The following is a 25,178-nucleotide window of genomic DNA, read 5'->3' on the forward strand; positions in this document are numbered from 1 at the left end:
CCGGTCGGCGTGTTATCTCCCCCTGAGAAGAATGGAAATCGACAACATGGTATTCATCGCGGGCAAGACATTTCTGGTGACCGGTGCCAACCGCGGCATCGGGCAGGCATTGGTCGAGGAGATCCTGAAGAGAGGTGCGAAGCGGGTGTACGCCGGCACGCGGACGGGCTGGACCCACGCGGATCAGCGCGTAACGCCGCTGACTCTCGACGTGACCGACGCGGCACAGGTCGAACGGGCTGCCGGACAGATCGACTCCCTCGACGTCCTGGTCAACAACGCCGGAGTAGCGGCGTACGACGATCTGAGCGATCGCGCTGTGATCGATCGGCATCTTGCCGTCAACCTCTTCGGGATGCAGAGGATGGTCGAGGCTTTCCTGCCGCAATTGGTCCGTTCGGGTGGAGCGATCGTCAACAATCTCTCGGTGAACGCTCTCGCGCCGTTCCCGGTCGTTCCGGCCTATGGAATCTCAAAGGCAGCGGCCTTTTCGATGACTCAATCGATGCGGGCGCTGCTTGCGGATCGCGGCGTGAGCGTCCATGCCGTGCTGACCGGCATCGTCGACACCGACATGAGCGCGGGGGTCGACATTCCCAAGGCGTCGCCGGAGTCCGTCGCGGAGAGCATTCTCGACGGAGTGGAGAAGGACGAAGAGGACATCTTCCCGGATCCGATGGCGCAAGCGTTGACCGAGAGCTGGCGCAACGGCGCGGTGAAGGCGCTCGAACGGGAGAACGCCTCCCTCGCCCGTGCAATTCGCGCGCAGGCACAAGCAAGTTGATGTCGCTCGAAGGGGAACGCGAGCGCTTAGCTGAGGCGGCGCCGGCCTGAGATTGTTGCGGTGCCGCCGACTTCGACGATCGGTGCGTCGGGCGGTCCGGTGACCGTGGCTGTCATGGTCGCGGGATGGCCCAAGGAATCGCCCATATCCACTTGCAGCCTCGCGTGCCCTCGAGTCGACAGATGTGCGGCTGCACACGCTGTGCTGTTGGCGTTGGCGATGTCTTCTGGAACGCCGATGGACGGAGCGAACATGCGGGCGACGGTGTGGCCGTCAGCCGACGGCGTCCCGTAGGCGTAGCAGCCGAGCAGGCCGAGCCGATCGGTGGCCGCTCGCAACGCGGGCATGTCGGGCGCCAGGTCCGCGAGCGTCTGCTGGTCGGCGAGTTCGACCAGCAGACGCGGTCGTCCCACGGAGGCGACATGGCATCGGGCGGTCTCGGCGCTGACTCGTAACGCGGAGAGAATTGGATCGGCTTCCTCGGGGGTCGCGGCACGCAGGTCGACCGGGCCGGGCTCGAAGGCCGCGCTGTAGACGCCCTCACTGCCAATGGCGTGACCTGGCAACGATCGCGCTGTCGAATGCAGTACTCCGTCGTACCGGTCGTCGCCGCTGCGCTGGGCCAGTACGGCGAGGGCGGCGACCGTTCCGTGGCCACAGGCGGGGAGCTCGCCGGTGGAGGTGAAGAACCGAAGCCTGACCGCCGACGGATCCTGCACGGAGATGAAGACCGCGTGGGATGCGCCGACCGCCGCAGGTACGGCACGTCGCGCGGCGTCGCTCAGGTCCCGGTCCTCGATCACCGCGGTCCGGCTTCCACCTCGTCCGGAACGCAGGCATGCCTGCACGATGGTCACCTCGAGGCTCATGGCTGGTTCTTCCCTCCTATCCCCACGCAGCATCATCGCCGCCAGGCCCTGACGCTCGCTCCCGGGCTCCTCCGACGTACGACGTACGTCGTATAAGCTGCTGCCGAAGGGGAGGTACCTCATGCCGCGTTCGCACCGTCGCGTGCTCACTCACCCGGACCTCGTCGAGCTGGATCTTCTCGACCTGCTGCACGCGCTGGCGGATCCGACGCGGATGACGATCGTTCGCACGCTTCGGTCCGATGTCGAGCGGCCGTGCGGCACGTTCCCGGTCGACGTCGCGCCGTCGACGCTGACGCATCACTTCCGCGTCCTGCGGGAGGCCGGCGTGATCCGTCAGCGCGACGAAGGCAACCGCCGGTGGACGACACTTCGGCTGGACGATCTGAACGCCCGGTTTCCCGGCCTGCTGGACTCGGTGCTGGAGACCTACGAGCGACAGCTCGCCGAGGCCTGACTCGCGTATGCCTGCCCTTCGGGGATGGGCAATCGGCGTCGGCCCTTGTGCTGGTCCGGTTGCCTGGTTATACGATGTTCGTCGTACGTCGAACAACGAGGAGGGGACATGCTGGCAGTGATCTTCGATCAGCCGGCCGCCGACGGCAGTGCGACCCGGGTCGGGGAGGTCGAGGTGCCGGTGGCGGGGCCGGGTGAGGTGACGATCGACGTCCGGGCCGCGGGAGTGAACTTCATCGATGTGATGGCGCGCCGGGGCGACCCGGGCTACGCGACGAGTTGGCCGTTCGTTCCCGGCCTCGAGGCAGCTGGAACCATCCGCGCCCTGGGGCCCGGGGTCGACGGGCTCGAGGTCGGCATGCCAGTCGTTGCGTTCACGACAGCCGGCGGATTGGCCGAGGTCGTGAAGGTGCCGGCTCGTCTGGTGTCGCCGATTCCGGCCGGGCTCACGTTCGAGACGGCGGCGGCGGTGCCGGGCACCTTGACGACGGCCGTACTTCTCTTACGGTCCTTGCGGCCGGGAGGGTCGGTGCTGGTTCACTCGGCGGGTGGTGGCCTAGGGCAAGCACTGGCTCGGGTGGCGCGGCGCCAGGGGGCTGGGCTGATCCTGGGAACGGTCGGCCATAGCAGCCGTTCCGCAGGTGCTGAGCGAGCAGGGTACGACGCCGTACTGGTTCGCGACGACGAGTTGTCGGCCGCCGTAATGCGGCGTACCGAGGGACGCGGCGTGGACCTCATCCTGGACTCGCAGGGGACCAAGTGGATCGACAAGGATCTCGAACTGGTGGCGCCGACGGGACGGATCATGCTGTACGGCAACGCCAGCGGTGCGGCGCTCGACGCCATCCCGACGGGCCGGCTCTTCGCGACGAACGCGATGGTCGGCGCATTCAGCATGCGCGGCCTCGCGGCCAGGGCGCCGTGGCTGATCGCCGAGGCGCAATCCGAGGCGCTCGCCGCCGTCGCGCGCGGCGAACTCCCAGTGGAAGTCACGCCCCTCGAGGGGCTCCAGCAGGTCGCCGCAGCCCAGCAGGCCCTCGCCGAAGGCCGCGGCGAGGGCAAGTACGTCGTCACCCTCCAGAGCCGGGCAGACTAGTTGCGCAGGGCATCGTTCCTGCCTGGCGGGACGGTGGCCGGTGTGGGCGATCAGTTCTCGTGGCTCGCGGTGTCTGTACGACGATGGGCGTGGGATGGCCGCGCGCTGCCGGAAAGGTGGATGTGGTGTCGGAAGACCTGATCTCGAGGGCGCGGGCCGGTGACGCCGAGGCGTTCCGTGCGCTGACCGAACCTCATCGTCGCGAGCTCGCTGTGCATTGCTACCGCATGCTGGGTTCGATGCCGGACGCCGAAGACGCCGTACAGGAGACGCTGGTCGCGGCCTGGCGAGGCCTCGCCGGCTTTGGCGAACGGGCATCGATCCGCACCTGGCTGTACCGGATCGCGACCAACCAGTGCCTCAACGCGCTGCGAGCTGCCCGCCGGCGGCCGGCGAAGGCGTGGGACATTCCCGGTGTCGAACCCCCCGAACCGACCCGGCTCGGCGAAGCGGTCTGGCTCGGGCCGATCCCGGACGTTTTCGCGGAGGGTGCGCTCGGGCTGCCGGTCGGCCCCGAGGCTCGGTACGAGCAGCGCGAGTCGATCTCGTTGGCGTTCGTCGCCGCGCTGCAGGTCCTGCCTCCGCGGCAACTCGCGGTCGTGATTCTCCGCGACGTCCTGGGATTCCGTGCGGGCGAGGTCGCGGAGATCCTCGACACCACACTGGCCTTGGTGAACAGCGCGCTCAAGCGCGCCCGTTCGAATCTGGAACGGCAACGGGCCCTGTGGGGGCAGACCGACGTACAGCCCGCTGCCGGGTCGCCAGAGGAGGACGCCATCGTGGCTCGGTTCGTCCGCGCCTACGAGTCGTCCGACCTCGAAGCCCTCGTCGAACTGTTCACCGACGACGTTTTCGTGTCGATGCCGCCAATGCCGTTCGAGTACGAGGGGCGGGAGTCCGCGGCCCGGTTCATGGCGTTGCTTTTCGGCAGTGGCCGCCAGTACAGCCTCATCCCCACGCGAGCCAACGGCCAACCCGCCTTCGGCGCCTACGTCCGCGCCCCCGACGGAACCCGCCGCGGAACAAGCCTGTTCGTCCTACTCCTCGTCAACGACCACATCCGCGCCATGACCCGCTTCGAAAACACCGCCTTCGCAGCATTCGGCCTACCACAGTCCCTCCCGGAACACTAAGGACGAGTTCTAGAGGTCCTGGTGCTTACGAGCGCGCAGATGGGCTCCCTCGGAAGGCAGTGCTTTCGGGGTTGCGAGGGTCAGGCCGCGTTCATGCCGCCGTCGATGATGATGGTCTGGCCGGTGAGGAAGCCGGCGTTCGGTGAGGTGACGTAGACGATGGCCTCCGCGATCTCCTCCGGGCGTCCGGCCCGGCCGACTGGGACGCTGCTGAGGAAGGCGGCTTTGGCGTCGGCGTCGTGGCCCGTGACGCGGTCGAACATGTCGGTCTGGACAGGGCCGGGACCGATGGCGTTGACCCGTACGCCGTACGCGGCGGCCTCGAGTGCCGCGGATCGGGAGATGCCGATGATGGCGTGCTTGCTCGCGACGTACAGGGATCCGGTGGGGAAGCCGCGCTCGCCGTAGATGGAGCTGATGTTGACGATGCTGCCCGACCCCTGCTGCTGCATGATGCGCAGCTCGTGCTTGAGAGAGAGCAGGGTGCCCAACACGTTGGTGTCGAAGGTTTGGCTGTAGAGCTCCTCGGTCATGTCGGGCAGGGCGGCGAACTGGCCGTCGGTACCGGCGTTGTTGACCGCGATGTCGATGCGGCCGAAGCGCTCCACGGCGGTGTCGACGAGGGCTGCCAGTTCCTGGTCGTGACGAACATCGGTGCGGACGAAGAGTGCCTCGGTGCCCTTGGCCTCCAGGTCGTCGACGAGGGTCTTGCCCTTGTCGGGGTGGCGGCCGGAGACGACCAACCTTGCACCGCGCTCGGCGAAGGTGGTGGCCGTCGCGCGACCGATGCCGGTCAGGGCGCCGGTGATGAGGACGACCGGGGCGGCCGTTCCGGTGGACTGGGCAGTGAGATCAACGGTCATGGTCGCAACTCTCATTTTGGGATTGATTTCCCAAAATATAGCTCATTGGGATCTACATCCCAAAACGCTAGGATTGGAGCATGAGCGACGCAGAGACCACAGGCCCTCGGCTGACGAGCAAGGGGCGGGCGACACGCGATCGGATTCTCGGCGTGGCGGCGGACCTGATCCTCGAGCACGGCGTGGCCGGCACCGGGATCGAGGACGTGCGCAAGGCAGCCGGTGTCAGCGGCTCGCAGATGACGCACTACTTCACTGACAAGCGAAGCCTCGTGAAGGCCGTGGTGTGCGCTCAGGCCGACTCCACGATCGAGAACCACCGGCACCCGGACCTGGGTGCCCTGGACACGTTCGAGGCGCTCGAGCTCTGGGCTGAGATGCAGGTCGGCGTGATGCTCGAGCGCGAGTGTGTCGGGGGGTGCGTCTTCGGGTCGTTGGCCGGGCAACTGGTTGAGACCGACGCCGATTTCCGCGCCGACCTCGCCTCCGGGTTCGACCGGTGGCTCGGCATGTTCCGGGACGGGCTGGCAGCGATGAAGGAGCGCGGTGACCTGCGGGAAGATGCCGATCCCGAGAAACTCGCTTGCAGCCTCCTAGGCGCGCAGCAGGGCGGCATGTTGCTGGCCCAGACGTTCCGCGACCCGGCGCCGCTACGGGCTTCACTCTCAGCTGCCCTGGCCCACCTCCACACGTTCGCAAGCGATCCGGCTGTGGCGGCTCGCACGAACTTCAGGCTGTGAAGGCGAGCGTCAGGATCATGGGTCCGGCATAGTCAAGGGACTCAGATGTCGTCTTGATGCCCGCCCAGGTGGCCGCCTGAGCGCCACAACAACGCCGCGGCGTAAGTGCGATACGGCGACCATGCCACCGCGCGCTGTTCAACTTGCTTGATCGACGGTACGTCGGCAAGGGACCAGGCTCGCTGCACGGCTTTGCGGAGACCGACATCGCCCGCAGGGAAGATGTCGGGCCGCTGAAGCTGGTGGAGTAGGAACATCTGCGCCGACCAGAGCCCGATGCCACGTACGGCGGTCAGCCGCGTGAGCGCCTCATCGTCGGAGTACGCATGGATCTCGGTCAAGCTCAGTCGGCCGTCGGACTCGCGCTGGGCGAGGTCTACCAGATAGGAGGCCTTCGCCTGCGACATCCCGAGTGGACGAAGCGCCTCCGGACCCAGCTTGAGTACGCCTTCCGGGGTGGGAGGCGCCCCGAGTGCGGCCTCGAGCCGTCCGAAGATCACCTCCGCGACCCGGATCGAGATCTGCTGACCGATGATGTGGAGCACCATCGAGGCGAACCGCTTTTCGGCCGGCACCGGGCTTTCCCCGTGGAAGGGGTCTGGGTCGGCTCCGCTGTCCAGGAGCGCCGCGAGCACATCATCGACCTGCGCGAGATGAGCGGTGGCACGGTTCAGCTCGGATGACGTGGTCGCGGACATGATCAGACCCGCGGTACGACGGCCTTGATGCCGCCGTGGGCCTGTAGCACGGAGCCGTTCACGAAGCTGGACTCCGGACCGGCGAGGAAGCTGACCGTGGCGGCGATCTCCTCGGGCTGAGCGACGCGCTCCAACGCGAAAGCGCGCCCCAGAGCCTCGACCATATCGGCGGCCGGCGCCGTCCCGGGCGTGTACGTCGGCCCTGCCGCGACGGCGTTTACCCGCACCCCGTCCGGGCCGAACTCGTCGGCCCAGACCAGCGTCATCAGCTCGAGCGCCGCCTTGGATGCCCCGTAGATGCCACCGCCCTTGCCGGCCACGGCCGCGCCGAACGTGCTGACGTTCACGATCGCGCCGCCACCGCGGGCAGCCATGGCCGGTGCGAGCTCCTGCACCAGGATGAACGGCGCCCGGAAGTTCGTGTCGATGTGAAGGTCGAAGAGGGCGTCGTCGGTGTCGGTCGTGCCTCCGAACCGATACACCCCGGCGTTGTTGACCAGGATGTCGACGTCGCCGGCCTCGGCCGCGAGTCGCCGTACGTCGTCCTTGTCACTCATGTCGGCGGCGATGAAGCGCGCTGTACCACCTGCTGCCTCGATCTCCTGCACGACCTGGGCGCCCCGGGCCGCGTCCCTTCCGTGAACGATGACGGTCGCGCCGCGTGCCGCGAGGGCCAAGCTGACGGCCTTGCCGATGCCGGCCGTCGCGCCTGTGACGAGGGCGGTCTTTCCTGCAAGATCTGAAGTCATGAGCACTTCCTTTTGGGTTCTGTATCCCAGAAGATAGAGGAATGGGAATCAAATCCCAAATCCCTCGCTGCGAGGCCTCGCTTCGCCACCGATCTGGTAAGGAAGTTGAGCCATGTTCTCAGTGCTGTTCGAGGTTCGGCCCAGGTCCGAAGAGTGGAACACCTACCTCGACTCCGCGAAGATGCTGAAGCCGGAGCTCGAGCAGATCGCTGGGTTCGTGGACAACATCCGATACCGGAGCATCACGCGCGATGGCTGGATCCTGTCGCTGTCGAACTGGCGCGATGAGAAGGCCCTGGTGCGCTGGCATACCAGGGCCCGTCATCACGAGGTCCAGGCGAAGGGTCGCGACCGAATCCTCGGCGACTACCACCTACGGGTAGGGCAGGTGACGGCGGACAACGACCTGCCGGCCGGGCAACAGCTACAAGAGCAAAGGCTCGATGAGACAGAGACTGGCGTGGGCACAGCTGTCACGCTGCTGAACTTGACGAAGCCGCGGGATCAGGTGAAGGCGGCCAGCGCAGAGGATTGTGCTGCCTGGTTCGGCTTCGATCCAGAGACCGTTGGGTTGGTGGACTGGGATGTGTTCGACGCTGTGCTGACCCCAGGTCAGCTCATCCTCGTGGCAACGTGGCGGGACCACCCAGCGGCGGAGCGATTCAGGATCGCGCGAACTGTGCCGGCCGGTACCAGGGTGCGCGAGGTCCGCGTTGTCCGCGACTACGGCATGGTTGATCGCTACGAAGCGCCGCAGTACTACCCGGAGATATCGAAGGACTGAAGTTGGCCGCGCTACGTCCTGTTTGTCAGGATGCTCATCTCAACCTAAAATGGGCTATGTAGCCCAATACGAGAGGACCATTGATGTCGGAGATCCAGCTCATCGCTCGCTACGTGATCAGGCCCGGCAAGGAGGCCGAGGTCAAGCGGCTGCTGGGGGAGCTAGCGACGGCGAGTCGCGGCGAGGCGGGCAACGTCTCGTTCGAGGCCTTCGCCAGCCTGGATGACCCGCGACGAATCACCCTGCTCGAGCGGTACCGCGACGCCGCGGCATTGGCCGCCCATCGTGAGACGCCGCACTTCGTCGACCTGGTGCTCGGCCGGATCGTGCCCCTGCTGGAATCGCGCGTACTCGAGACCTACGACGCACCGGCGGAGGCGTGAACGCCCGCGACGCGGCACAGGCCTTCCGCGCGCTCCACGAGGGCCCGGCACCGTTGGTGTTGCCGAACGCATGGGATGTCGGCTCCGCGCTCGGGTTCGTGGTCGCCGGATTCCCGGCGGTCGGCACGACAAGCTTCGGAGTTGCGGCGATCGAGGGTTCCCCGGACGGTGGCCGTTCCACGCGAGAGGCGACGGCCACGCTGGCGGCTCGCCTGTTGCGGCTGCCGGTGCCGGTGACCGCCGACGTCGAGGACGGCTACTCCGATGATCCCGACGAGGTGGCGTCCTACCTCGCCGACCTCGGCGTGGCGGGGATCAACATCGAGGACAGCACCGACGAGCGGCTCGTCGAACCTGGCCGGCACGCCGCCAAGGTGGCCGCGATCAAGGCGACCTCGCCCGACCTGTTCGTGAACGCACGGGTGGACACCTACTGGTTGGGCCAATCGGCGAACCTGGAGGAGACGATGATCCGCGCGCAGGCCTACGTCGAGGCCGGCGCCGACGGGATCTTCGTCCCCGGCATCAGCCAACCCGACGAGATCCGGACTTTGACCGCGACGCTGTCCGTACCGGTCAATGTTCTACCGGTCCCCGGCATGACGGTACGCGAACTCGCCGACCTCGGCGTACGGCGCGTGAGTACGGGATCGCTGCCGTACCGGGCAGCAATCGACGCGGGAGTGGACGCCGCGATCCGGCTCCGCGACGGCGACACTCCACCCAAGGCGACGCCTTATCCGCAGGCGCAGGGACGGCTGGTGGACTACCGCGACGGCAAGCTTTCAGCCACCGGCGAGTGACTTTCGTTCACGCCCGCGATCGGGCGGAGCGGAAGGTTGACAGATAGTCCAGCGCTGCGGTGAGGGCATCGCGGAGCGCGGTGGAATCGCCTGATGCCTGGGAGAGCAGCATCCCCCCTTGGAAGCTGGACATCAGGGCATTGGTCAGGGCTCGGGGGTCGGCGCTGCGTTTCAGTTCGCCGCGATCCCGCATAGCCTGCAGGCCGGCGCGGAACAGCTCCTCCCACTGGTCGAACCCGTCGGCCAGCTTCTCCCGAAGGCCCGTCTCGCTCTTGACCAGCTCGGCTGCGAGCGAACCGAAGCTGCAGCCCGCCACGCATGCTTCCTCGTGATCGAGGTAGGCATCGACCCAGGACTGCAGTCCTTCGAAGGTGTCCAGTCCTTCCTTGGCCGCCATCTGGGTGAAGTTCATGACGGCCCTGGCCCGCCAATCAATGACGGCGGAGAGGAGCGACTCCTTGTCCGGGAAGTAGTGCATGAGTTGCGATCCGCTGACACCGGCGGCACGGCGCACCTCCTCGTTCGTCATCCCCTGGACCCCGCGCTCGAGCGCCACCTCGGCGGCCGCTTCGACGATCCGATCGCGGGTGGCACGGCCCTTGCGGGTCAAACGAGTTTCGGCATCGGCCATGGCGCCAGCGTAGCTCAAGAGTGGGCCTGACAACCCATAATGCAGTTCCTGAAATGGGCTGTATAACCCGGAATCTTCAAGTCAGAGAGCCCATGGAGATGTCACGCCGGGCCTGGGCGTGAATCGAGACCGATGCGAGACTCGAAGGATTCGACGACCGGGTGGCCGCGGACGCACGCCCTGTGGCGCGACTAAGGAGGAGACGTGACCACGGCAGTGATCGGAGCGACCGGGCGCGTCGGTAGCGAAATCGTTCGGGGGCTTCTGGCGCGAGGCGAGACGGTGACGGCGTTGGTCCGCGACCCGGACAAGGCTCGCCGGGCCTTCGGCGAGCCCGAAGGCCTTCGCGTAAGGTCAACCCGCTTGGACGATCCGCGCGAGCTTGCCGAAGCACTCGACGGGATCCGTGCCGTGTTCATTGCCATGGGCTCGATCGGGACCGAAGGTGTCATCCAACTGGTGGCGATCAACGCCGCCGCCCACGCACCCTCGATCGAGCAGGTCACCCGGCTGTCGGTGCTCAATGCCTCGGCGGGCTCGCTCGGAATCAATCAGCGAGCTCACCACAGCATCGACGACTTCGCGTCCTCGACGGGGGTGCCGTACTCGACGATCCGGCCGGCGATCTTCTCGGCGTCGATGCTGGCTGGGGCGCGTGAAATGCGTATCTCACGTACCTGGACCGGACTTGCCGACCGCGGCCGTACGGCGTTGATCGACCATCGCGACGTCGCCGAAGCCGGGGTGCGGGTGCTTCTCGATCCCGCGCTGTGGAACGCTCACTACGACCTGACCGGACCTGTCGCCATGTCGTGGCCGGAGGCCCTCGAGTTGCTCTCGGCGGAGCTGGGGGAGCAGGTCAGGTTCAAAGTCGCGAACGATCGTCAGTTCCTCGACGGCCTGATCGGCGCCGGCGTACCGGCTGGGACGGCTGAGCTGCTGATGGCACGCGAGTGGGCCATCCTCGCCGGCGAGAACGACTACACGACCGAGACCTTCCAGCAGCTCACGGGCACGCCCGCGCGCCCATTGCAAGAGTTCCTTCACGAACACCGCGCGCAGTTCGCCGGATAACCCGTTGCCCACGCATCAACCGGCGTCGCCGGACCAGCCTCGGGAGCTTCCCGACCAGGTACTCGCGGCGATCCACCGGCCCACGACGTGGTGGTCCGAAGGCATCACGGGGCCGACGGCCGACGTCGGCGACGAGTTCGACTATCGCTACGGCACCGTCCACCACAGCCGGATCCGGATCACGGAGTCCAGCTCGGAGCGGGTGGTGTGGCTGATCCTCGAGAACGAGTTCGGTTTCCTCGAGGGCGAGGACGAGTGGATCGGAACCCGCTGCGTCTTCGATGTCGCCCCGACCGAATCAGGCACTGTACTGCGGTTCACGCACGACGGCCTGTTCCCGCACCTCGCCTGCTACGACGTGTGCAGCCAGGGCTGGGATCACTACGTCGGCTCCAGCCTGGTCGCGGCGATCACCGACGGCCGCGGAACGCCCAACGCCAAGAACACGGCCCGGACGTCGTACGACGCGGCTAGTTGACTGAACTCTTTAGGCATCAACTGGTGCTACAGCAGGTGTCGGGAGGGGGTACGGCGTGCCAGTCGCTGAGCCGGTTCCCCCACGAACTCGCCCGGACCGTCGCCTCCGCCCGGCTTGCTGCGGACGGAGGCGACGGTTCCTTGTGCTGATTCAGCGCGGCAGCTTCGCCGCTGCCGTGCGGGCCAGCCTGTCGAAGCTTGGCGCCGACATGCCCGGACCGTAGCCGCTGAAGGCCAGGACCGAGACGGTGGTGCCCCGGAGCGTGATCGCGTACGGGAAACCACCCGCCTCGCCGCCCGGGTCGCTCGGCAGCGGGTAGTCGTACCAGCGGATCACCCGGGTCGGGCCGGCTGCGCCCTTGACCACCCGGTTCTCGGTGATCTTCCGGGCGTGCGTCGGCGCCGGCTTGCTCGCGGTACAGCTCAGCACGGTCTTCACGATCGAGTAGTACGCCGCCTTGGCCGCGGCAGGGGTCCGGTACGCCGTCACGTGCTGACGGCCGTAGCTCGCTATGTTGTCGCCGGTGTACGCGCGGGCCAGCCGGGACGCCACATTCTTGCCCTCGGTCGAGTAGACGCCGCAGTACGTGCGTTGCAGCAGCCCTCTGTCGATCTGCACTGACCACGGCCTCTTTGGGTCGGCCTTTCTGACCTCGGCAACGGTGACCATGTGCTTCGCCCGGCTGAGAACTGTTCCGCTCGCCGCCGTGGCTGCCTGCCCTGAAGTCTGCTCGGCGTTCGCGGCCGGAAGATTGCCGTAAGCAACTACCGCCAGTCCGATGGTGGTGAGTCCCGCCGCTGCCGCCTTCCAACCCTTGCGCAGATTGTTCATCGTCTCGATTCCCCCTTGTGTCTGCATGGCTCCCTATAGCCATAAGACAGCGTTCTGCCCCGCTTGGTTTGCCAGAATTTGCGAAGCGACCACTCCGTGATATTCGGTCAGGACAACCGACCAGCCGCCGCTGGGCGATCCGCTGGAAGTGGCCGCTTTGATGCCGAAACCCGGCTTCAGAAAGGCCCGGGCGGGGTCGTCTTTGGGCGATCGGGGACTGTGATCACTGAGTCTGGTTCGTGAGCAGAGTTGGGCCATGAGGACAGGGCGTCCTCGTCAAGCTTCGACAAGTACGCTCAAGTGCGCGTGAGCTCGTACGCCTGGAATATTCGCTCTTGGCCTGTGCACGAGACGACATCGGCTATGGCTATATCTACGAAACCTCCACCAACGATTACCTCGTCGCCCAGACGACCGGCAATCTGTCCAGCTGCATCGAGCAGGACGACAACACCGTCACGGAGTGCGACACTCCAGCCTGGCGGCCAGGCCACATCGATGTCGACGAGGTTGTGAATGCCGGGTGCGCGGCTGATTTGGGTGCGGACAACCAGGCAGTTTGTGACGGTGTCGATCTCGAGGGTTCCGGGCAACGCAGCCTGCAACGCCACAGTAGGGGCTTTACATTGAACAGTCAGACCGGGCATCTCAGCATCGCGGTTCCGCTTCTCGTCGCGGTTCATCAGACCATCTCCAGGCTGTTGTACAAGATGCATCAAACCCGTCTGCCCCTTCGCATTTCCCGCAGTACCACCGATCGGCCATGTCCTCAGCATGCGCCTGTCCCTCAGCTCATGTCGCCGTACGGCGATATGTCCTCGGCGCGTGCGCTGGTCCTCGGTTGTGCTCGGTGGGGCAGTCAGGAGATGACGTGGGCGGGCAGCCGGTCGCGACAGCTCGGCTTGAAGCGAGGCTGACGGCACGCACCTGCGTCGAATGCGCCTCCCGATGCTGAACCGCGGTTTGAAGCCGTTACCGCCTGGCGTGAATGCGTCGCGCCGCTGCCGGGCACTGGAGGGATTGTGTGAGCGGGGAACACGCGCCCGTGTGGCGTGTGAATCGACCCGAAGGAGCAACGATGAGCCCTAACCCGGCCGAGTCCGTCAAGAAGGCGGGAAAGACCGGCCGCAAAGCGACCACTGATGCGGCGCACAAGGTCGAGCCCAAGCAGCTGGGGAAGAAGCTGGCCAAGGAACTGCCGCTGAGCATCTGGACAAAGATCCGCATTGGCGTGGCCTATCTGAAGGCCAAGCTGAAGAAGTGGCGGATGAGCCGACGCGTACGCAAGTCCTAGGCAACAAAGGGCCCGGCTCGTGGCTCCGCCTGGCGACGGGAGCCTCGACAGGTACGGATGTACAAGGCCGCGAACTACGTCAAGAACAACGGCCCGGAGCTGCTGGAGCCTCTGCCGCCAGCAGCTGACGTACGGCGATGGCTGGGGCTGGCAGCGTTCGCAATGTCAGCGCTCGACGATGGCGACGGCGTGGGCGGACCTGGCTAAAAGTGGCTCGTCAGATCGGACCTAGACGCCCGCTGCGGTGATCACGGCGTCTGTGGCGAATCCCGCGAAGAGGCCGAGCAGGATCATCCACGCGGTGAGTTCCTTGCGGCCCGACCGGCGAGCTACGGCGAGGAGTTCGATGACGACGTACAGGATCGAGCCCGCCGCCAGGCCGAGGAAGGCCACCGACAGGGTGTCGTTGACGACCTGTTGCCCGATCAGGGTCCCGATGAATGTCGGGCCACCGCCGATCAGGCCGAGCAGTCCGAGCGTTGCCCACGACGGGCGGGTACCTTCAGCAGCCAGCGGCGCGACGATACCGAAGCCTTCGGTGGCGTTGTGGAGGCCGAACCCGATGATCAGCAGCACCGCGAGGGAGATTTCGCCCGAGGCGGCGGAGTTGCCGATCGCCAGGCCTTCGGCGAAGTTGTGCAGCCCGATACCGATGGCGATCATCAGGGCCAGCCGGCTGGCCGGCGACGACGCGGTGCGGGCCAGCTCAGTCGCTGCGGCCGCCCCCGGGCCTTCGGACTTCCCAGCCGTGGCTGGCGCGTTGCGGCGGGCGATCCACCGGTCGTAGCGGACCAGTCCGATCAGGCCGATACCGAAGCCGATCGCCAGGACCAGACCGGAAACGACCGCCTTGCCCCAGCCGTGATCGCTCAATGCCGCATCGGTCGGATCCCACGCTTGCCCGAGGACGTCCCATAGCAAGAACAGCAGGATCCCGATCGCCACCGCGTTCAAGGCTGCTCTGAGGCGCGGCGCCGGATTGCGCAGCCGACCCAGCGGGAGACCTAGGAAGATGGTGAACCCCGCGATAGCACCAAGCAGCGCGATCTTCGAACCGGACATGTCGTGCTCCAAGGATGAGAATCACCGAACCAGCGAGCCGACGATAGATCAGGCCAGCCTCACCTAACAACTCTTCAAGTGTTCAATTACCGTATTCCTGGGACCACGCGGTCGGGGTCACCGCAGGTATCGAGGATCGTGAACGCTGGCAGCAGGAGTACGACGAACAACAGGACTCCGGTACGGGCCCGGCGGTCGGCTGGGGGAGGTCGGCCGCCGGGGCGAGGCGTGGAATCGTCAGTTTTGTGAGGCTTTGAGTTGTTCGCGGTGGTTGTCGAGCCAGTCGGCGAAGGACTCCAGTTGGGGGTTGAGTTCGCGGATCTTGGCTACGTCGCGGTCGCCGGTGAAGCGTTGGTGGTCTTGGGCGTAGAACTGGAACATGTCGGCCTTCGGTTGGCCGAGCCGAGCGAAATCGGGAGGACGCCGGGCCTGCTCTGAGCGCGTTCCCGCAGGTCAGAGGCCTATTTCGAGGGATGGATCGGCCTCGAACTGGGACAGGTTCTGGAGGTGCCCTTTTGCCGGCTGCTCCGTGACTGCTCCGTGAGCCGCTGACGAGAAGATATGACCGAGCCGCGAGTCGATCGCCTTGCGGGCTCGCTCGTGCGACGACGGCAGCATGTGAGTGTAGAGGCGAAGCGTGAAGCCGGGGTCGCTGTGTCCTAAGTACTCGGCCAGCTCCTTGATGTTGACCCCGTCCGCCAAGGCGACGCTGGCGTAGTAGTGGCGCAAAGCATGCATCCCGGAGTCTCTGCTGCTGACGTACTGCAGTGCGCCACGGTCCGTCCGGGTCGGCTCCGGGATCACGCCGGCGGCGACTAGCGCCGGCTTCCAAACCCGTTCGTTGTAGCTGCGCGCCTGAATGTGCCGGTCATCTCTCCAGCGGAACAGGATGCTGGCCTCCAATGGATCCCCGTCTGGCCTCTCCCACGGCAGCGAATACGGTCGTGGAGGGTAGGTCTCTATGTGCTGGAGGAGCACAAGCGCCGCACCTTCGGACACGGGCACCTCACGTTCAGTGTCGCTCTTTGGCAATGCGAAGACGAAGTTCCTGCCGAGTCGCTTCACCTGTCGCCGGACGTGGATGATCATCTGGTCGAAGTCGAGATCCTCCACCGCAAGCCCGAACAGCTCACCCTGCCGTAGCCCCGCCGCGGCACCGATGACAGGGATGGCCCGGAACTCTGGTTGGTGGCTCTCGACGACACGCTGGACCCGGGCATCGCTCCAGGCCACGATCTTCCGATGCTTCGGGGCCGAAAGCTGGACCACATTGGCCTTCGCCGGATTCCGCTTGATCGTGCCGTCGTCCACCGCCAGCTCAAAGGTGCCGTGCACAACAACGAACGCCGTCCGCGCAGTTGCCAACCCGATCTGTGCCTCGAGATCGGTCAGCCACGTGGCGATCTCCGAGGGCTTAATGCTCTTGACCGGCCGGCTCCCGAAGTGCGGGAGCACGTGCAGCCGCAACGCTGTCTCGTACCGGATCAGGGTCGTCGGATCGACGGACCTCGACTTGAGCCAGATCTGAGCGACGACTCCAAACCGAACCTGGCCGGCCTTTGGATCGACGTAGTCCCCACGAGCCGCGTCCGTCTCCATCGCACTGGCGTACTTGCTCGCCCGCACCTTCGTGTCAAAGGCCTGGGACTGCTCCTTCCCACTCGGGTCATGCCAAACCGCCAGCCACCGTTTCCCCGCCCCCACCGCCTCTCGTTCCGCTCCCGCGTAACGCTCCCATCAGGCTGCTTGACGGCAGTCGTCCACTGATCCTTCACGAACGCCACCTCGCCACCTCCGCGATGGTCGACAACACCAGCCGCAGCTCAACGTCCGAGCAGAGGAGACTTCACGCCGCTCGCTCTCGATTTTCGAGGCTCAACGACGACGAGCGGTGTCGCGTGGGCACATGTTGGTCAGATGGTCCAATCAACGGAGCGACCACCGCCTCGAACCACGAATCTGCTGACTTCCATCAAGGTCGACCGCTGCTGATCGACCAAGCGCAAAGCCTCTGGCCTATAAGGGTTTCGCCGATTCGGCGTGAACGGCGTCGGCGAGCCAGAGCTCAAGACCGGCAAGGGTCTCCTGCCGCCGCGGCAGGATGGCTCGAGTCGTACGTCTGTGATCGGGAGCGCGCATACGACGTCATCGAGGTCCTCGAGGGGGTTGCGAAGGACCGGGAGTCTCGATCGCTCGGGTCGTGCTCGCCTGGCACCTGAGCCGTCCGGGGGTGACCGGAGCAGTCTTCGGCGCGCGGAACGAGGGCCAGCTGCACGACGACCGCGCCGCTGTGGAGCTGGTGCTCACCGAGGAAGAGCTCAACCGGATCAACGAGGCCGGGCAGCCAGCGCGCATTACCCGTTCTGGCACCGCGCGATGCTGGCCACCGACAGGCCTGACGCCGGCGAAGCGCCGTACCTCGACGCGTATTCTGCCGCCGTCAACGCCTGACTCAGGAGCGCCGCGAGGCCGCGGCCACCAGGTCGTCGGAAACAGTCCAGAGACGTTCGGCGTTGGCAGGGTCCAGTGCGAACCTGGCGACGTCGCCCAGGCCGGGCCGGCGGCGGTCCACTGTCTCGGCCTCGTTGCAGTCCGCGAAATAGCGGCCACCGATCCCTTCGAGCAGCGGGGAGGTCGCAACCAGGGTGGAGGTCGCGGCGCCCTGCTCGACGGTTTTGATGAGCTCGGGCGGGACCTTGCCGCTGCCCCCGCTGTGGCGCTGGAGGTTCGTGTGGATCGCTCCTGGCATGACGGCGTTCGCGGTGATGCCATCCGACGCCCAGCGGCGCGACGCCTCGACCGCGAACAGCACGTTGGCGGTCTTGGACTGACCATAGGCCAGCCACGGGTCGTACGCCCGGAAGGCGAAGTTGAGGTCGTCGAAGATGACCGGCGAGTTCATGTGTGCCTTGGACGTGACGACCACGATCCGGGCGTCCCCGGCGGCGGTCAACGCCGGGTGGAGGCTGTTGGCCAGGGCGAAGTGCCCGAGGTGGTTGGTGGCGAACTGCAGCTCCCACCCGTACTCGGTGTACAGCTCGGGGCTGGCCATCACGCCGGCGTTGTTGACCAGGATGTCCAGCGGGCCGCTCCAGCCCGCAGAGAACGCGGCGATCGAGCGGAGATCGGTCAGATCTAGAACAGCAACATGGATCGCGTCGTTGCCGGTGCTCGACGCGATGTCCTTGGCCGCGGTCTGGCCGGCGGCGTGATCACGCACAGCCAGGGTGACGTCGGCGCCAGCTGTCGCGAGCCCACGAGCGGTCTCGACTCCGAGCCCGGACGACGCGCCGGTCACCACCGCGCGACGGCCACGGAGGTCCACGCCGGACACGACCTCCGCGGCGGAGCTGGCAAAACCGAAAGGTGTTCGAATCAGGCTCATGCCTCTACCGTAGGCACGGATTCCTCATGACAGAAGCGAGAAGTCGTCAAGGGTGGTATGCATTAATGTCATGACTCTTGCTGATGCTTCGTTGACTGCGCTCCGAGTCTTCAGGGAGGTCGTCGAGCGCGGCACGCTGACCGCCGCCGCGAATGCCCTCGGCTACAGTCAGTCGGCGGTGTCACGACAGATCGCGGCCTTGGAGCGCACCGCGGGAACACGGCTGCTTGAGCGTCGCCAGGACGGGGTGCGGCTGACCGCGGCCGGCCGGATCGTCGCCCGGCGTGCCGCGACCGTCATCGATCAGATGGACGCAGGTGCTCGCGAGCTCGCCGGCGTACCCGAGGTGCCCGGCTCGGTCCGGCTGGGGTGGTTTGCCACTGCGGGAGCGGATCTGGTCCCGCGGGCGGTAGCTACGCTTCGGGTGTCTCATCCAGCTGTCGTGGTGACGAGTCGCGAAGGTACGACGTCGGCGTTGGTCCGGGCATTACGGGCGGGAAGTCTCGATCTGGCGCTGCTCTCGTCGGCACCGCCGTTTCGGGCACCGGACACCGAGACGCCGGCACTTCACACCGAGGTACTGACGGAACGCAGCCTGCGGGTGGCTGTTCCGGCCACGCACCCGCTGGCGCGCGACACCTATGTCGATGTTGCCGACCTGCGCGGACAGCGCTGGATCGCCGGCACCGGCGGCGAGCGGACAATGGGGGTCTGGATGGGGTTGGACGAGCGCCCTGAGATCGCACACTCCGCGCAGGACTGGCTGGCCAAGCTGCAACTGGTCGGCGCCGGGTGCGGTATCACCACCATCCCCGCAGCTCTGGTCCCTGTGGTGCCGCCACAGGTGAAGGTACTTCGGGTTCGTGGCGGACCGGGTGAGCAGAGACGCATCTTGCTCGCCCGGCTGCCCGGCCCTCAGCCGGAGCCGGTGGCGAGGCTCACCGAGGCTCTCCGCGCAATCATCCTCACCTCGGAACCCTAGCCCAGTCCGATGCAGGTTCCGGGAGACCCTCTGGTCAGGGAGCTGACGCCGGTCCAGCGGGTAGACGCCCGGAGCGCCGGCGGCCGCGGCTCTCGAGTCCCTGACACTCGGTGCCTCAGGCAATGATCAAGAACGGCGAATTCTCGTGGACACGTCGACTACTACCTGGAATGCAATCCCGTCCAGCAGAAGCTCTACAGTCCGGCCGTGGGCTCGCGGTCCATGAACCTGAGCCAGAACGTCACTGCGTTCAGGGCCTGCGGACCGGACGGCGGAGGCACCGGCGATGTCTGCTCGGACTGGCACCACCCGGACCCGCTAGCCTCGGGCGTCACGTTGATGAGGTACCCACGTGCGTGCGCTAAGCGCCGGCCCGACGGGGTCGGCGCTCAGTCATGTCAGGCGTCTTGGCCCGGCAGCCTCGCCGGAGGTATCAGCGAGTCGGCGTCGTGCCGTTGAACCAGTTCTGCGCGTCAACGGCCGTGCCGTGCTCGCGGTCGCCGGCGACGGTGATCTTCTCCAGGGCTTCGAGGTGCTCCGGCGCGAGGGTCAGGTTCGCGGCCAGGCTGTTCTGCTCGACGTACTCCGCACGCCGGGTGCCGGGAATCGGGACCACGTCGGGTGCCTTAGCCAGCAACCAGGCCAGGGCGACCTGACCGGGAGCCGCGTCGAGATCCTTGGCGATGCCGCGGACGATGTCGACCGTAAACAGGTTGTGGGCGATGTTCTCTTCCGAGTACCACGGCATGCCGGCACGGTGGTCGGCGCCGGCCAGGTCGGCGCGCGACTCGATGGAGCCCGTGAGTGCTCCGCGGCCGAGCGGGCTGTAGGGAACGACGGCGATACCGAGCTCCCGGGTCAATGGCAGCACCTCTCGCTCGATGCCTCGCTCCCACAGCGACCACTCGGTCTGGATCGCGGTGATCCGGTGCACGGCGTGCGCACGCCGGATGGTGTCGGGCGACGCCTCGGAGAGCCCCAGGTACCGCACCTTTCCTTCGGCGACGAACTCGGCCATCGCGCCGACCGTGTCCTCGATGGGAACGGTCGGGTCCGCTCGGTGCTGGTAGTACAGATCGACGTGGTCCGTTCCCAGTCGGCGCAGGGACCGCTCGAGGCGTTCGCGGGCGTACGCCGGCCTTCCGTCGATTTTCGCCTCGCCACCGCCGAACGGTGCGGAGACGATTCCGAACTTGGTCGCGACCACGAACCGGTCCCGGCGCCCGGCGAGTGCGCGGCCGAGGATCTCCTCGCTCTCGCCGTACCCGTCCGCGGTGTCGATCAGGGTCACACCGAGCGCCTCGGCCCGGTCGAGGATCTCGCCCGCGGCCTGGTCGGGGTCGTACTGCCCGTGCTGTCCGTACGGGTTCCCGAAGCTCATCGCTCCGAAGCCGATCGCGCCGACCTCGAGCTTCTCAGGGCCGAGAACGCGAGTGGGGATAGTCATCGTCCAACCTTTCGGTAGATGTCCTCATCTGGGGACAAGTCTATGTCCTCACTAGGGGACATTGCCAACCGGGACCCGTAGACTGGTCAGATGCCACCGAACACGGGTGTTGAGGTAGTACGCGCAGCTCGCGATGCCGAGCTGACGCGGCAGCGCATTCTGGACGCCGCGATCGACGCCTTCGCGGAGCACGGCTTCGACGGTGCGAGTACGCGGGTGATCGCCGGTAAGGCCGGGGTCGATCCGCGGCTGATCGGTCGCTACTTCGGTTCGAAGGAGGGGCTGTTCGAGCACGTTGTCCAGACGACCTTCGAGCATCCGCTGATGATGGTTCCGGGTCACAACCGCGAGATGGCCCGCAGCCTGCTCAACGATCCGCCAGAAGGACAGTCGAAAGCGTTGCTGCTGACCATCCGCTCGGCGGGAAGTGTTCGAGCGGTGGAGATCATGCAGCGACACATCGAGAGCCACTACCAGCGTGATCTGGCCGACCGGCTGCCTTCGGGGAAGGTCGATGCCTTCGCTCGTGCCGCCCTGCTGATCGCTGTCTGCAGCGGCGTGCAGATGCAGCGGAATGTGCTTGGCAACAAGGGGCTCGAGGGTAAGGCCCCGGCCGCCCTCGTCGACCGACTGGCAGCAGTGCTGGACCTGCTCGGCAGCTGATCTCCCACGAGTCCTTCAGCCGGCGAGTTTTCGCCATTCCTTGGTGAACCCGTCGGAACCAGTGCGGGCATAGACCGGCTGGGCGTGTCCGGTACGACACTCGGTCAACTGCGGGAAGCCTTGGCTGCCGACGATCGTCGGGTTCCTCCAGCTATCACCGCCCTCGAGCGAGGAGTCAGAAAGATGTCACGAGCAACCAAACTGCTGGCCGTCCCGGCGATCGGCATCACCGCGATCGGGTTCGCTGCCGGCCCCGCGCAGGCGTCCACGTCGCTGCCCCGGCGACGCTGCACACCTCCCACATCAACTGCATCGAGCACGAGGACTTCACCGGTGCCGACAGCATGTACCTGACTGTCGCCGGCCGCACCATCATGAACTGGGTCCAGTTCACCAGCGGTGACAGCAAGGACCTCCCGGACATCGCGATCACCCAAGAGGCGATCCTGACGATGATGGAGCACGACTTCCCCGACCCCGACGACAACCTCGATGCCAGGCGGATCAACGGGCCCGGCAACTACGAGTTCATCGACGACGGCGCGCTCCACACCTGATTGTCGGCTGATGAAGGCGCGGGGCGGGGACCGTGGGAGGTTCCTCCTCCTCACGGGCCGGCCACCGTCTATTGGCCATTTATCGGCCTGGGGCAGTGTAGAAACCACCTCGCGCAGCCGCGAGCGGTCAGCTCGGCGGGCTGTAAGCGAGACAAGAGGTTGCCGTCATGACAAATCCACCTGAAGTCCGTAGCTGCGGCCTGCTGCGTCGCAGCCGAGACCGCGGCCGGCGTGGTTGTCACCGTCGCGATGTTCACTCTCCTCGTGACCGCCCCGAGCAGCGCACCCCGAACCGACCTGCCGCGGTCTCCCGGGGGCGGGAGGGTAGAGCCAACGACGAAGGATGAACCGAATGGAGCTTGAAGCAACGATTTCCAGGCTGCGGTCCTGGTCGGTGCGGTTGTCGCTGGAGTCGGAGCGGCAGTACCAGCCACAGCTGCTCCTGCTGATTTCGACTGTGGCCAGGTCTGCTCCGTGGATGCCCAGGAGCACCACCAACTGGTCAACGAGCACTACACGTCCCAGGTCGACAACACGAGGACCGGCGCCAAGGGTGTCACCAGTTGGCTGTGGGTCTGGGGAAGCACCTGGCTCGCAACGTTCACGTCGACTACTTCGTCAACGGTCAGTCGCAGATGCAGACCTTCTACCTGACCAACGGCAAGGAATCGCAGTCCATGGACCTGCCGCTGGACATCACCGAGTTCAGGGTCTGCGGACGCAACACGTTCAACGACGGTGACATCTGCTCCGCCGGTGGAATTTTCTCGCATCCCGCGCGATAGGCAGCAGACTCGGTACGGAGGCCGCTGTCGGCACTCGCAGTTTCACAGACTCGCGGTTGCCCCGCGCCTGGGGCAACCGCGACGTGGTCCGGCGACCTATCAGAAGGGCGATCAATGGCTGTCGTCGGCGGGCTGGATGAGTTCGAGCAGGTTGCCCTCGGGGTCCTTGACGTAGGCGAAGCGCGCGCCGGCGCGGGCAGCCGGCGCAGGTGCGGACACCTCCGTTGCGCCCGCGGTGAGGGTGTGGGTGAAGACGGCGTCGAGATCGTCGACGTAGAGAGCCCAGTGGAAGTAGCCCTGCGTGCCGGCGCCGTCATACGCGTCGGTGAACTCCTGCGGAGCCGAGCCGCCGCGCTCGATCAGCTCGATCTTGAGGCCTGCGGCCGAGCGCAGGATGAGGGTCCGAATCTGGGCCTCACGCATCTCGAGGTGTTCCTCGACCGCGGTGAGGCCGAGCGCGCTGGCGTAGAAGTCGCGTTGGACGTCGAGGTCGGCGACAGAGAGGCCGACGTGGTCGAAGCGCATGTTAGTCGTATTCACATAGGGCAGCGTAACACGCGAAGTAAGTGGCGCTAACATTAATCGCATGGCACGGATGACTTACCACCACGGAGATCTCCGGCACGCGCTCGAGCAGGCCGCGCTGGAGCTGGTGGCCGAGCGCGGACCACAGGGCTTCACCATGGCCGAGGCGAGCCGGCGGGCCGGGGTCAGCGTGGCAGCGCCTTTCCGCCACTTCGCCAACAAGGATGCGCTGCTGGCCGCGCTCGCGCTTCGCAGCTACGAGGAACAACGCGACCGCTTCGCTGCCGCTCTTGCCGGCACCGATGACCCGGTCGAGCAGTTGGCCCGCTTCGCCGCCGCGTACGTTCGCTTCGCCGTGGAGGAACCCGCGTTGTTCGACGTCACCTTCAGTGCTGGCCTGGTGAAGTCCGACCACGACGGGCTGGAGGAGGCGGGGCAGCAGGTTCTCGCCGTACTGCGTGCTCCTGCCGAGCAGCTGGGTGGCGGTCTGCGACTCATCCACACGATCGCAGCCACCGGTCATGGCTTCGCCGCCTTCCTCCGCGAAGGCGTACTCACCGACGTCGAGGCGGCGGCAACCGAGGCAGCGGCCGCTGCTCGTACCCTGGCAAGCGCACGCTGAGTCGTTCGCCGCGATCGGCTTCATCAATTCGCGTTCTGGTGATTTGTCTGTTGATTCCGGTCGCAGGCGCCAGGGCCCGTTCGAAGGAGGAAGGGTCCCTGGCAAATTCAGAACTACCGCGCCGGGTGCCTGAACTCGAAGTCGATTGGGACCGGGGGCTTTGAGGTCGATCCGCAGCGGTGGAAAGCCGTCGCGTCCGCGGACAGGAACGTCGACCTGGCCTGGGAGCCGTTCGTCGAGAACGACTTCGGGTCGGACTGACCGTTCAGGAAGTACTGAACGAACGTCTGATCACACCGAGGTGGCGGGTCCAGCCCCCAATCCAGCTGGCGACGCCGGACCCGGCCTTCGTGTCGTCGACCTGGGCTCGGACGCGGCGGGGGCTAGCGCCCTGCTCGGCGGTGGCGGACTGTCCGCCGCCAAGGCGGTCTCCGGTGCGACGGAGGTGGACGGACAGACTCTTCTGCAATTGGGTGACGCGCTCGCCGAGCGCATCAACGAGCGTGGCAAGGCCGAGCTCGGTGACAAGACCATCCTGGACGCGCCGCTCCCGAGTCTCGAGGTACTCCGGAAGTCGCCGAACGCATCCGACGTCCTCGACCGGATGCTGGAGACCGCCTCGGAACGGGTCGACGCGAGCGCGGAACTGCGTTCCGGCCGTGGGGGCGCAGCCTGGCTGGGGGAGCGATCGATCGGTCACCGCGATCCCGGCGCCATCGCTTATCTCCGGTTCCTGCAAGCGCTGCAGGCGCGTTGATCGGCGTTATAGCGATCTGCGATAGCAGCTATGACCGTTGCCTGTTGGACTCCGAACGACTCAGCACGAACGATGAATGACATGTACGCAATCACTCTGGAAACCCCCGCACCGCTGAACGAGAAGCCGCTGCGGTGGCACGAGGTCGAGACGCCTGAGCCGGATACCGGCCAGCTGCAGATCAAGGTCGCCGGTTGTGGCGTCTGCCGTTCCAACCTGCACATGGTCGAGGGCGACTGGGTCGACGGCGGCGTACCCGGGATCAGCCCCATCATCCCCGGGCACGAGGTGACCGGCACCGTCACCGCGGTCGGGCCTGGGGCGGCCGGCTTCGCCGTCGGCGATCGCGTCGGCGTGCAGCCGCTGTGGCAGACCTGCGAGGAGTGCGAGTTCTGCACCTCCGGACGTGAGTACCTCTGCCACCAGCGCGTGATCACCGGAGAGCACGTGAACGGTGGCTACGCCGAGTACATGCTGACGAATGCGGCCCACACGTACCACGTACCGGACGGGCTCGACCTGGTCGAGGCTGCGCCGTTGTTCTGCCCGGGTATCACCGCCCGAGGGATGACGCCGACGCATGGCGAACTGATGCACAGCCTGCCTTGGGACGGGTGACAAACGCTCGAACATGCCGCATTCTGCGCGCTGTCATGCCGATGACAGACTGGCCGGATGGTAGCCGCCGTCTACTACTTCGCCACTCCGGACGATCATGCGAAACTGC

Annotated in this window: 31 protein-coding genes and 1 pseudogene; 19 read left to right on the forward strand and 13 right to left on the reverse strand. The window is 66.4% G+C overall.

The window, feature by feature from the left end:
• Positions 1-31: 31 nt before the first annotated feature.
• On the forward strand, positions 32-784 hold the full coding sequence (locus tag AB0J62_RS18645) for an SDR family NAD(P)-dependent oxidoreductase (RefSeq protein WP_363871888.1): 753 nt from the start codon (positions 32-34) through the stop codon (positions 782-784).
• A gap of 26 nt (positions 785-810) precedes the next feature.
• Here AB0J62_RS18645 and AB0J62_RS18650 read toward each other — a convergent pair whose 3' ends face one another.
• Positions 811-1,776, reverse strand: a complete 966-nt coding sequence (locus AB0J62_RS18650; protein WP_363871890.1) for a PhzF family phenazine biosynthesis isomerase — start codon at positions 1,774-1,776, stop codon at positions 811-813.
• On the opposite strand from AB0J62_RS18650, the gene AB0J62_RS18655 reads away from it, so the two are divergent.
• From AB0J62_RS18655 to AB0J62_RS18665, 3 genes are all read left to right on the forward strand, one after another.
• A complete protein-coding gene (locus AB0J62_RS18655; RefSeq protein WP_363871893.1) occupies positions 1,775-2,110 on the forward strand; it encodes a helix-turn-helix domain-containing protein in 336 nt (111 codons plus the stop codon). The two genes, AB0J62_RS18650 and AB0J62_RS18655, sit on opposite strands and share 2 nt — an antisense overlap.
• A gap of 108 nt (positions 2,111-2,218) precedes the next feature.
• A complete protein-coding gene (locus tag AB0J62_RS18660; protein WP_363871896.1) occupies positions 2,219-3,205 on the forward strand; it encodes a zinc-binding dehydrogenase in 987 nt (328 codons plus the stop codon).
• Positions 3,206-3,330: 125 nt separating this feature from the next.
• The gene (locus tag AB0J62_RS18665; protein WP_363871899.1) at positions 3,331-4,338 is read left to right on the forward strand and encodes an RNA polymerase subunit sigma-70; all 1,008 of its coding nucleotides are present in this window, start codon (positions 3,331-3,333) and stop codon (positions 4,336-4,338) included.
• An 80-nt stretch (positions 4,339-4,418) separates the two neighbouring features.
• Here AB0J62_RS18665 and AB0J62_RS18670 read toward each other — a convergent pair whose 3' ends face one another.
• Complete coding sequence (locus AB0J62_RS18670) at positions 4,419-5,201, reverse strand: glucose 1-dehydrogenase (protein ID WP_363871902.1); 783 nt, start codon at positions 5,199-5,201, stop codon at positions 4,419-4,421.
• 80 nt (positions 5,202-5,281) lie between these two features.
• Here AB0J62_RS18670 and AB0J62_RS18675 point away from each other — a divergent pair, with 80 nt between their 5' ends.
• On the forward strand, positions 5,282-5,941 hold the full coding sequence (locus AB0J62_RS18675; protein WP_363871905.1) for a TetR/AcrR family transcriptional regulator: 660 nt from the start codon (positions 5,282-5,284) through the stop codon (positions 5,939-5,941).
• A 41-nt stretch (positions 5,942-5,982) separates the two neighbouring features.
• On the opposite strand, the gene AB0J62_RS18680 is transcribed toward AB0J62_RS18675, so the two are convergent.
• Positions 5,983-6,639: a hypothetical protein gene (locus AB0J62_RS18680; protein ID WP_363871908.1), complete on the reverse strand. Its 657-nt coding sequence runs from the start codon at positions 6,637-6,639 to the stop codon at positions 5,983-5,985.
• Positions 6,640-6,641: 2 nt separating this feature from the next.
• On the reverse strand, positions 6,642-7,388 hold the full coding sequence (locus AB0J62_RS18685) for an SDR family oxidoreductase (protein WP_363871911.1): 747 nt from the start codon (positions 7,386-7,388) through the stop codon (positions 6,642-6,644).
• Positions 7,389-7,500: 112 nt separating this feature from the next.
• Here AB0J62_RS18685 and AB0J62_RS18690 point away from each other — a divergent pair, with 112 nt between their 5' ends.
• From AB0J62_RS18690 to AB0J62_RS18700, 3 genes are all read left to right on the forward strand, one after another.
• Positions 7,501-8,172, forward strand: coding sequence for an antibiotic biosynthesis monooxygenase (locus AB0J62_RS18690; RefSeq protein WP_363871914.1), 672 nt, complete (start codon positions 7,501-7,503; stop codon positions 8,170-8,172).
• A gap of 83 nt (positions 8,173-8,255) precedes the next feature.
• On the forward strand, positions 8,256-8,555 hold the full coding sequence (locus AB0J62_RS18695) for a putative quinol monooxygenase (protein ID WP_363871917.1): 300 nt from the start codon (positions 8,256-8,258) through the stop codon (positions 8,553-8,555).
• Positions 8,552-9,358, forward strand: a complete 807-nt coding sequence (locus tag AB0J62_RS18700; RefSeq protein ID WP_363871920.1) for an isocitrate lyase/phosphoenolpyruvate mutase family protein — start codon at positions 8,552-8,554, stop codon at positions 9,356-9,358. The genes AB0J62_RS18695 and AB0J62_RS18700 overlap by 4 nt, the downstream gene beginning before the upstream one ends.
• Before the next feature lie 7 nt (positions 9,359-9,365).
• Here AB0J62_RS18700 and AB0J62_RS18705 read toward each other — a convergent pair whose 3' ends face one another.
• Complete coding sequence (locus tag AB0J62_RS18705) at positions 9,366-9,989, reverse strand: TetR/AcrR family transcriptional regulator (RefSeq protein ID WP_363871923.1); 624 nt, start codon at positions 9,987-9,989, stop codon at positions 9,366-9,368.
• 204 nt (positions 9,990-10,193) lie between these two features.
• Here AB0J62_RS18705 and AB0J62_RS18710 point away from each other — a divergent pair, with 204 nt between their 5' ends.
• Positions 10,194-11,063 (forward strand): NAD(P)H-binding protein, encoded by an 870-nt coding sequence (locus AB0J62_RS18710; RefSeq protein ID WP_363871926.1) that lies wholly within the window; start codon positions 10,194-10,196, stop codon positions 11,061-11,063.
• 4 nt (positions 11,064-11,067) lie between these two features.
• A complete protein-coding gene (locus AB0J62_RS18715) occupies positions 11,068-11,541 on the forward strand; it encodes an SRPBCC domain-containing protein (protein WP_363871929.1) in 474 nt (157 codons plus the stop codon).
• 150 nt (positions 11,542-11,691) lie between these two features.
• On the opposite strand, the gene AB0J62_RS18720 is transcribed toward AB0J62_RS18715, so the two are convergent.
• Positions 11,692-12,399: a hypothetical protein gene (locus tag AB0J62_RS18720; protein ID WP_363871932.1), complete on the reverse strand. Its 708-nt coding sequence runs from the start codon at positions 12,397-12,399 to the stop codon at positions 11,692-11,694.
• Positions 12,400-12,668: 269 nt separating this feature from the next.
• Positions 12,669-13,055, reverse strand: a complete 387-nt coding sequence (locus tag AB0J62_RS18725; RefSeq protein WP_363871935.1) for a hypothetical protein — start codon at positions 13,053-13,055, stop codon at positions 12,669-12,671.
• Positions 13,056-13,450: 395 nt separating this feature from the next.
• Here AB0J62_RS18725 and AB0J62_RS18730 point away from each other — a divergent pair, with 395 nt between their 5' ends.
• Positions 13,451-13,666 (forward strand): hypothetical protein, encoded by a 216-nt coding sequence (locus AB0J62_RS18730; RefSeq protein ID WP_363871938.1) that lies wholly within the window; start codon positions 13,451-13,453, stop codon positions 13,664-13,666.
• Between the two features lie 228 nt (positions 13,667-13,894).
• Here the strand turns inward: AB0J62_RS18730 and AB0J62_RS18735 are convergent, their stop codons facing one another.
• The 3 genes from AB0J62_RS18735 to AB0J62_RS18745 all read right to left on the reverse strand — a co-directional run bounded on the left by AB0J62_RS18735 (position 13,895) and on the right by AB0J62_RS18745 (position 16,327).
• On the reverse strand, positions 13,895-14,728 hold the full coding sequence (locus AB0J62_RS18735; protein ID WP_363871941.1) for a ZIP family metal transporter: 834 nt from the start codon (positions 14,726-14,728) through the stop codon (positions 13,895-13,897).
• Between the two features lie 237 nt (positions 14,729-14,965).
• Positions 14,966-15,109 (reverse strand): hypothetical protein, encoded by a 144-nt coding sequence (locus tag AB0J62_RS18740; RefSeq protein WP_363871944.1) that lies wholly within the window; start codon positions 15,107-15,109, stop codon positions 14,966-14,968.
• A gap of 72 nt (positions 15,110-15,181) precedes the next feature.
• Positions 15,182-16,327, reverse strand: coding sequence for a site-specific integrase (locus tag AB0J62_RS18745; protein WP_363871947.1), 1,146 nt, complete (start codon positions 16,325-16,327; stop codon positions 15,182-15,184).
• A 538-nt stretch (positions 16,328-16,865) separates the two neighbouring features.
• On the opposite strand from AB0J62_RS18745, the pseudogene AB0J62_RS18750 reads away from it, so the two are divergent.
• Positions 16,866-17,054: pseudogene (locus AB0J62_RS18750) on the forward strand (aldo/keto reductase); the annotation flags it as partial.
• A 126-nt stretch (positions 17,055-17,180) separates the two neighbouring features.
• Here the strand turns inward: AB0J62_RS18750 and AB0J62_RS18755 are convergent.
• Positions 17,181-18,113 (reverse strand): SDR family NAD(P)-dependent oxidoreductase, encoded by a 933-nt coding sequence (locus AB0J62_RS18755; protein ID WP_363871950.1) that lies wholly within the window; start codon positions 18,111-18,113, stop codon positions 17,181-17,183.
• Between the two features lie 70 nt (positions 18,114-18,183).
• Here AB0J62_RS18755 and AB0J62_RS18760 point away from each other — a divergent pair, with 70 nt between their 5' ends.
• Positions 18,184-19,095, forward strand: a complete 912-nt coding sequence (locus AB0J62_RS18760; RefSeq protein WP_363871953.1) for a LysR family transcriptional regulator — start codon at positions 18,184-18,186, stop codon at positions 19,093-19,095.
• Between the two features lie 433 nt (positions 19,096-19,528).
• Here AB0J62_RS18760 and AB0J62_RS18765 read toward each other — a convergent pair whose 3' ends face one another.
• Positions 19,529-20,542, reverse strand: a complete 1,014-nt coding sequence (locus AB0J62_RS18765; RefSeq protein WP_363871956.1) for an aldo/keto reductase — start codon at positions 20,540-20,542, stop codon at positions 19,529-19,531.
• A gap of 90 nt (positions 20,543-20,632) precedes the next feature.
• Here AB0J62_RS18765 and AB0J62_RS18770 point away from each other — a divergent pair, with 90 nt between their 5' ends.
• The 3 genes from AB0J62_RS18770 (at position 20,633) to AB0J62_RS18780 (ending at position 22,547) form a co-directional block, all read left to right on the forward strand.
• On the forward strand, positions 20,633-21,205 hold the full coding sequence (locus tag AB0J62_RS18770) for a TetR family transcriptional regulator (RefSeq protein WP_363871959.1): 573 nt from the start codon (positions 20,633-20,635) through the stop codon (positions 21,203-21,205).
• 344 nt (positions 21,206-21,549) lie between these two features.
• Positions 21,550-21,762 (forward strand): hypothetical protein, encoded by a 213-nt coding sequence (locus AB0J62_RS18775; protein WP_363871962.1) that lies wholly within the window; start codon positions 21,550-21,552, stop codon positions 21,760-21,762.
• Between the two features lie 563 nt (positions 21,763-22,325).
• Entirely contained in the window at positions 22,326-22,547 is a 222-nt protein-coding gene (locus tag AB0J62_RS18780; RefSeq protein ID WP_363871965.1) for a hypothetical protein, read from the forward strand.
• A gap of 111 nt (positions 22,548-22,658) precedes the next feature.
• Here AB0J62_RS18780 and AB0J62_RS18785 read toward each other — a convergent pair whose 3' ends face one another.
• Complete coding sequence (locus AB0J62_RS18785; RefSeq protein WP_363871968.1) at positions 22,659-23,087, reverse strand: VOC family protein; 429 nt, start codon at positions 23,085-23,087, stop codon at positions 22,659-22,661.
• Between the two features lie 46 nt (positions 23,088-23,133).
• On the opposite strand from AB0J62_RS18785, the gene AB0J62_RS18790 reads away from it, so the two are divergent.
• The 3 genes from AB0J62_RS18790 (at position 23,134) to AB0J62_RS18800 (ending at position 25,069) form a co-directional block, all read left to right on the forward strand.
• On the forward strand, positions 23,134-23,694 hold the full coding sequence (locus AB0J62_RS18790) for a TetR/AcrR family transcriptional regulator (protein WP_363871971.1): 561 nt from the start codon (positions 23,134-23,136) through the stop codon (positions 23,692-23,694).
• A 301-nt stretch (positions 23,695-23,995) separates the two neighbouring features.
• A complete protein-coding gene (locus tag AB0J62_RS18795; RefSeq protein WP_363871974.1) occupies positions 23,996-24,451 on the forward strand; it encodes a DAK2 domain-containing protein in 456 nt (151 codons plus the stop codon).
• A gap of 81 nt (positions 24,452-24,532) precedes the next feature.
• Positions 24,533-25,069: an alcohol dehydrogenase catalytic domain-containing protein gene (locus AB0J62_RS18800; RefSeq protein WP_363871977.1), complete on the forward strand. Its 537-nt coding sequence runs from the start codon at positions 24,533-24,535 to the stop codon at positions 25,067-25,069.
• Positions 25,070-25,178 lie beyond the last annotated feature (109 nt).

The organism is Kribbella sp. NPDC049584, from assembly GCF_040675555.1.
GTDB lineage: Bacteria > Actinomycetota > Actinomycetes > Propionibacteriales > Kribbellaceae > Kribbella.

Excerpts from the sequence above, each read along its gene's own strand:
- AB0J62_RS18645 (WP_363871888.1), top strand. The coding sequence starts at position 32 with ATGGAAATCGACAACATGGTATTCATCGCGGGCAAGACATTTCTGGTG.
- AB0J62_RS18655 (WP_363871893.1), top strand. The coding sequence starts at position 1,775 with ATGCCGCGTTCGCACCGTCGCGTGCTCACTCACCCGGACCTCGTCGAG.
- AB0J62_RS18650 (WP_363871890.1), bottom strand. The coding sequence starts at position 1,776 with ATGAGGTACCTCCCCTTCGGCAGCAGCTTATACGACGTACGTCGTACG.
- AB0J62_RS18660 (WP_363871896.1), top strand. The coding sequence starts at position 2,219 with ATGCTGGCAGTGATCTTCGATCAGCCGGCCGCCGACGGCAGTGCGACC.
- AB0J62_RS18670 (WP_363871902.1), bottom strand. The coding sequence starts at position 5,201 with ATGACCGTTGATCTCACTGCCCAGTCCACCGGAACGGCCGCCCCGGTC.
- AB0J62_RS18675 (WP_363871905.1), top strand. The coding sequence starts at position 5,282 with ATGAGCGACGCAGAGACCACAGGCCCTCGGCTGACGAGCAAGGGGCGG.
- AB0J62_RS18680 (WP_363871908.1), bottom strand. The coding sequence starts at position 6,639 with ATGTCCGCGACCACGTCATCCGAGCTGAACCGTGCCACCGCTCATCTC.
- AB0J62_RS18685 (WP_363871911.1), bottom strand. The coding sequence starts at position 7,388 with ATGACTTCAGATCTTGCAGGAAAGACCGCCCTCGTCACAGGCGCGACG.
- AB0J62_RS18690 (WP_363871914.1), top strand. The coding sequence starts at position 7,501 with ATGTTCTCAGTGCTGTTCGAGGTTCGGCCCAGGTCCGAAGAGTGGAAC.
- AB0J62_RS18695 (WP_363871917.1), top strand. The coding sequence starts at position 8,256 with ATGTCGGAGATCCAGCTCATCGCTCGCTACGTGATCAGGCCCGGCAAG.
- AB0J62_RS18705 (WP_363871923.1), bottom strand. The coding sequence starts at position 9,989 with ATGGCCGATGCCGAAACTCGTTTGACCCGCAAGGGCCGTGCCACCCGC.
- AB0J62_RS18720 (WP_363871932.1), bottom strand. The coding sequence starts at position 12,399 with ATGCAGACACAAGGGGGAATCGAGACGATGAACAATCTGCGCAAGGGT.
- AB0J62_RS18725 (WP_363871935.1), bottom strand. The coding sequence starts at position 13,055 with ATGAACCGCGACGAGAAGCGGAACCGCGATGCTGAGATGCCCGGTCTG.
- AB0J62_RS18730 (WP_363871938.1), top strand. The coding sequence starts at position 13,451 with ATGAGCCCTAACCCGGCCGAGTCCGTCAAGAAGGCGGGAAAGACCGGC.
- AB0J62_RS18735 (WP_363871941.1), bottom strand. The coding sequence starts at position 14,728 with ATGTCCGGTTCGAAGATCGCGCTGCTTGGTGCTATCGCGGGGTTCACC.
- AB0J62_RS18740 (WP_363871944.1), bottom strand. The coding sequence starts at position 15,109 with ATGTTCCAGTTCTACGCCCAAGACCACCAACGCTTCACCGGCGACCGC.
- AB0J62_RS18745 (WP_363871947.1), bottom strand. The coding sequence starts at position 16,327 with ATGGAGACGGACGCGGCTCGTGGGGACTACGTCGATCCAAAGGCCGGC.
- AB0J62_RS18755 (WP_363871950.1), bottom strand. The coding sequence starts at position 18,113 with ATGAGCCTGATTCGAACACCTTTCGGTTTTGCCAGCTCCGCCGCGGAG.
- AB0J62_RS18760 (WP_363871953.1), top strand. The coding sequence starts at position 18,184 with ATGACTCTTGCTGATGCTTCGTTGACTGCGCTCCGAGTCTTCAGGGAG.
- AB0J62_RS18765 (WP_363871956.1), bottom strand. The coding sequence starts at position 20,542 with ATGACTATCCCCACTCGCGTTCTCGGCCCTGAGAAGCTCGAGGTCGGC.
- AB0J62_RS18770 (WP_363871959.1), top strand. The coding sequence starts at position 20,633 with ATGCCACCGAACACGGGTGTTGAGGTAGTACGCGCAGCTCGCGATGCC.
- AB0J62_RS18775 (WP_363871962.1), top strand. The coding sequence starts at position 21,550 with ATGTACCTGACTGTCGCCGGCCGCACCATCATGAACTGGGTCCAGTTC.
- AB0J62_RS18790 (WP_363871971.1), top strand. The coding sequence starts at position 23,134 with ATGGCACGGATGACTTACCACCACGGAGATCTCCGGCACGCGCTCGAG.
- AB0J62_RS18800 (WP_363871977.1), top strand. The coding sequence starts at position 24,533 with ATGTACGCAATCACTCTGGAAACCCCCGCACCGCTGAACGAGAAGCCG.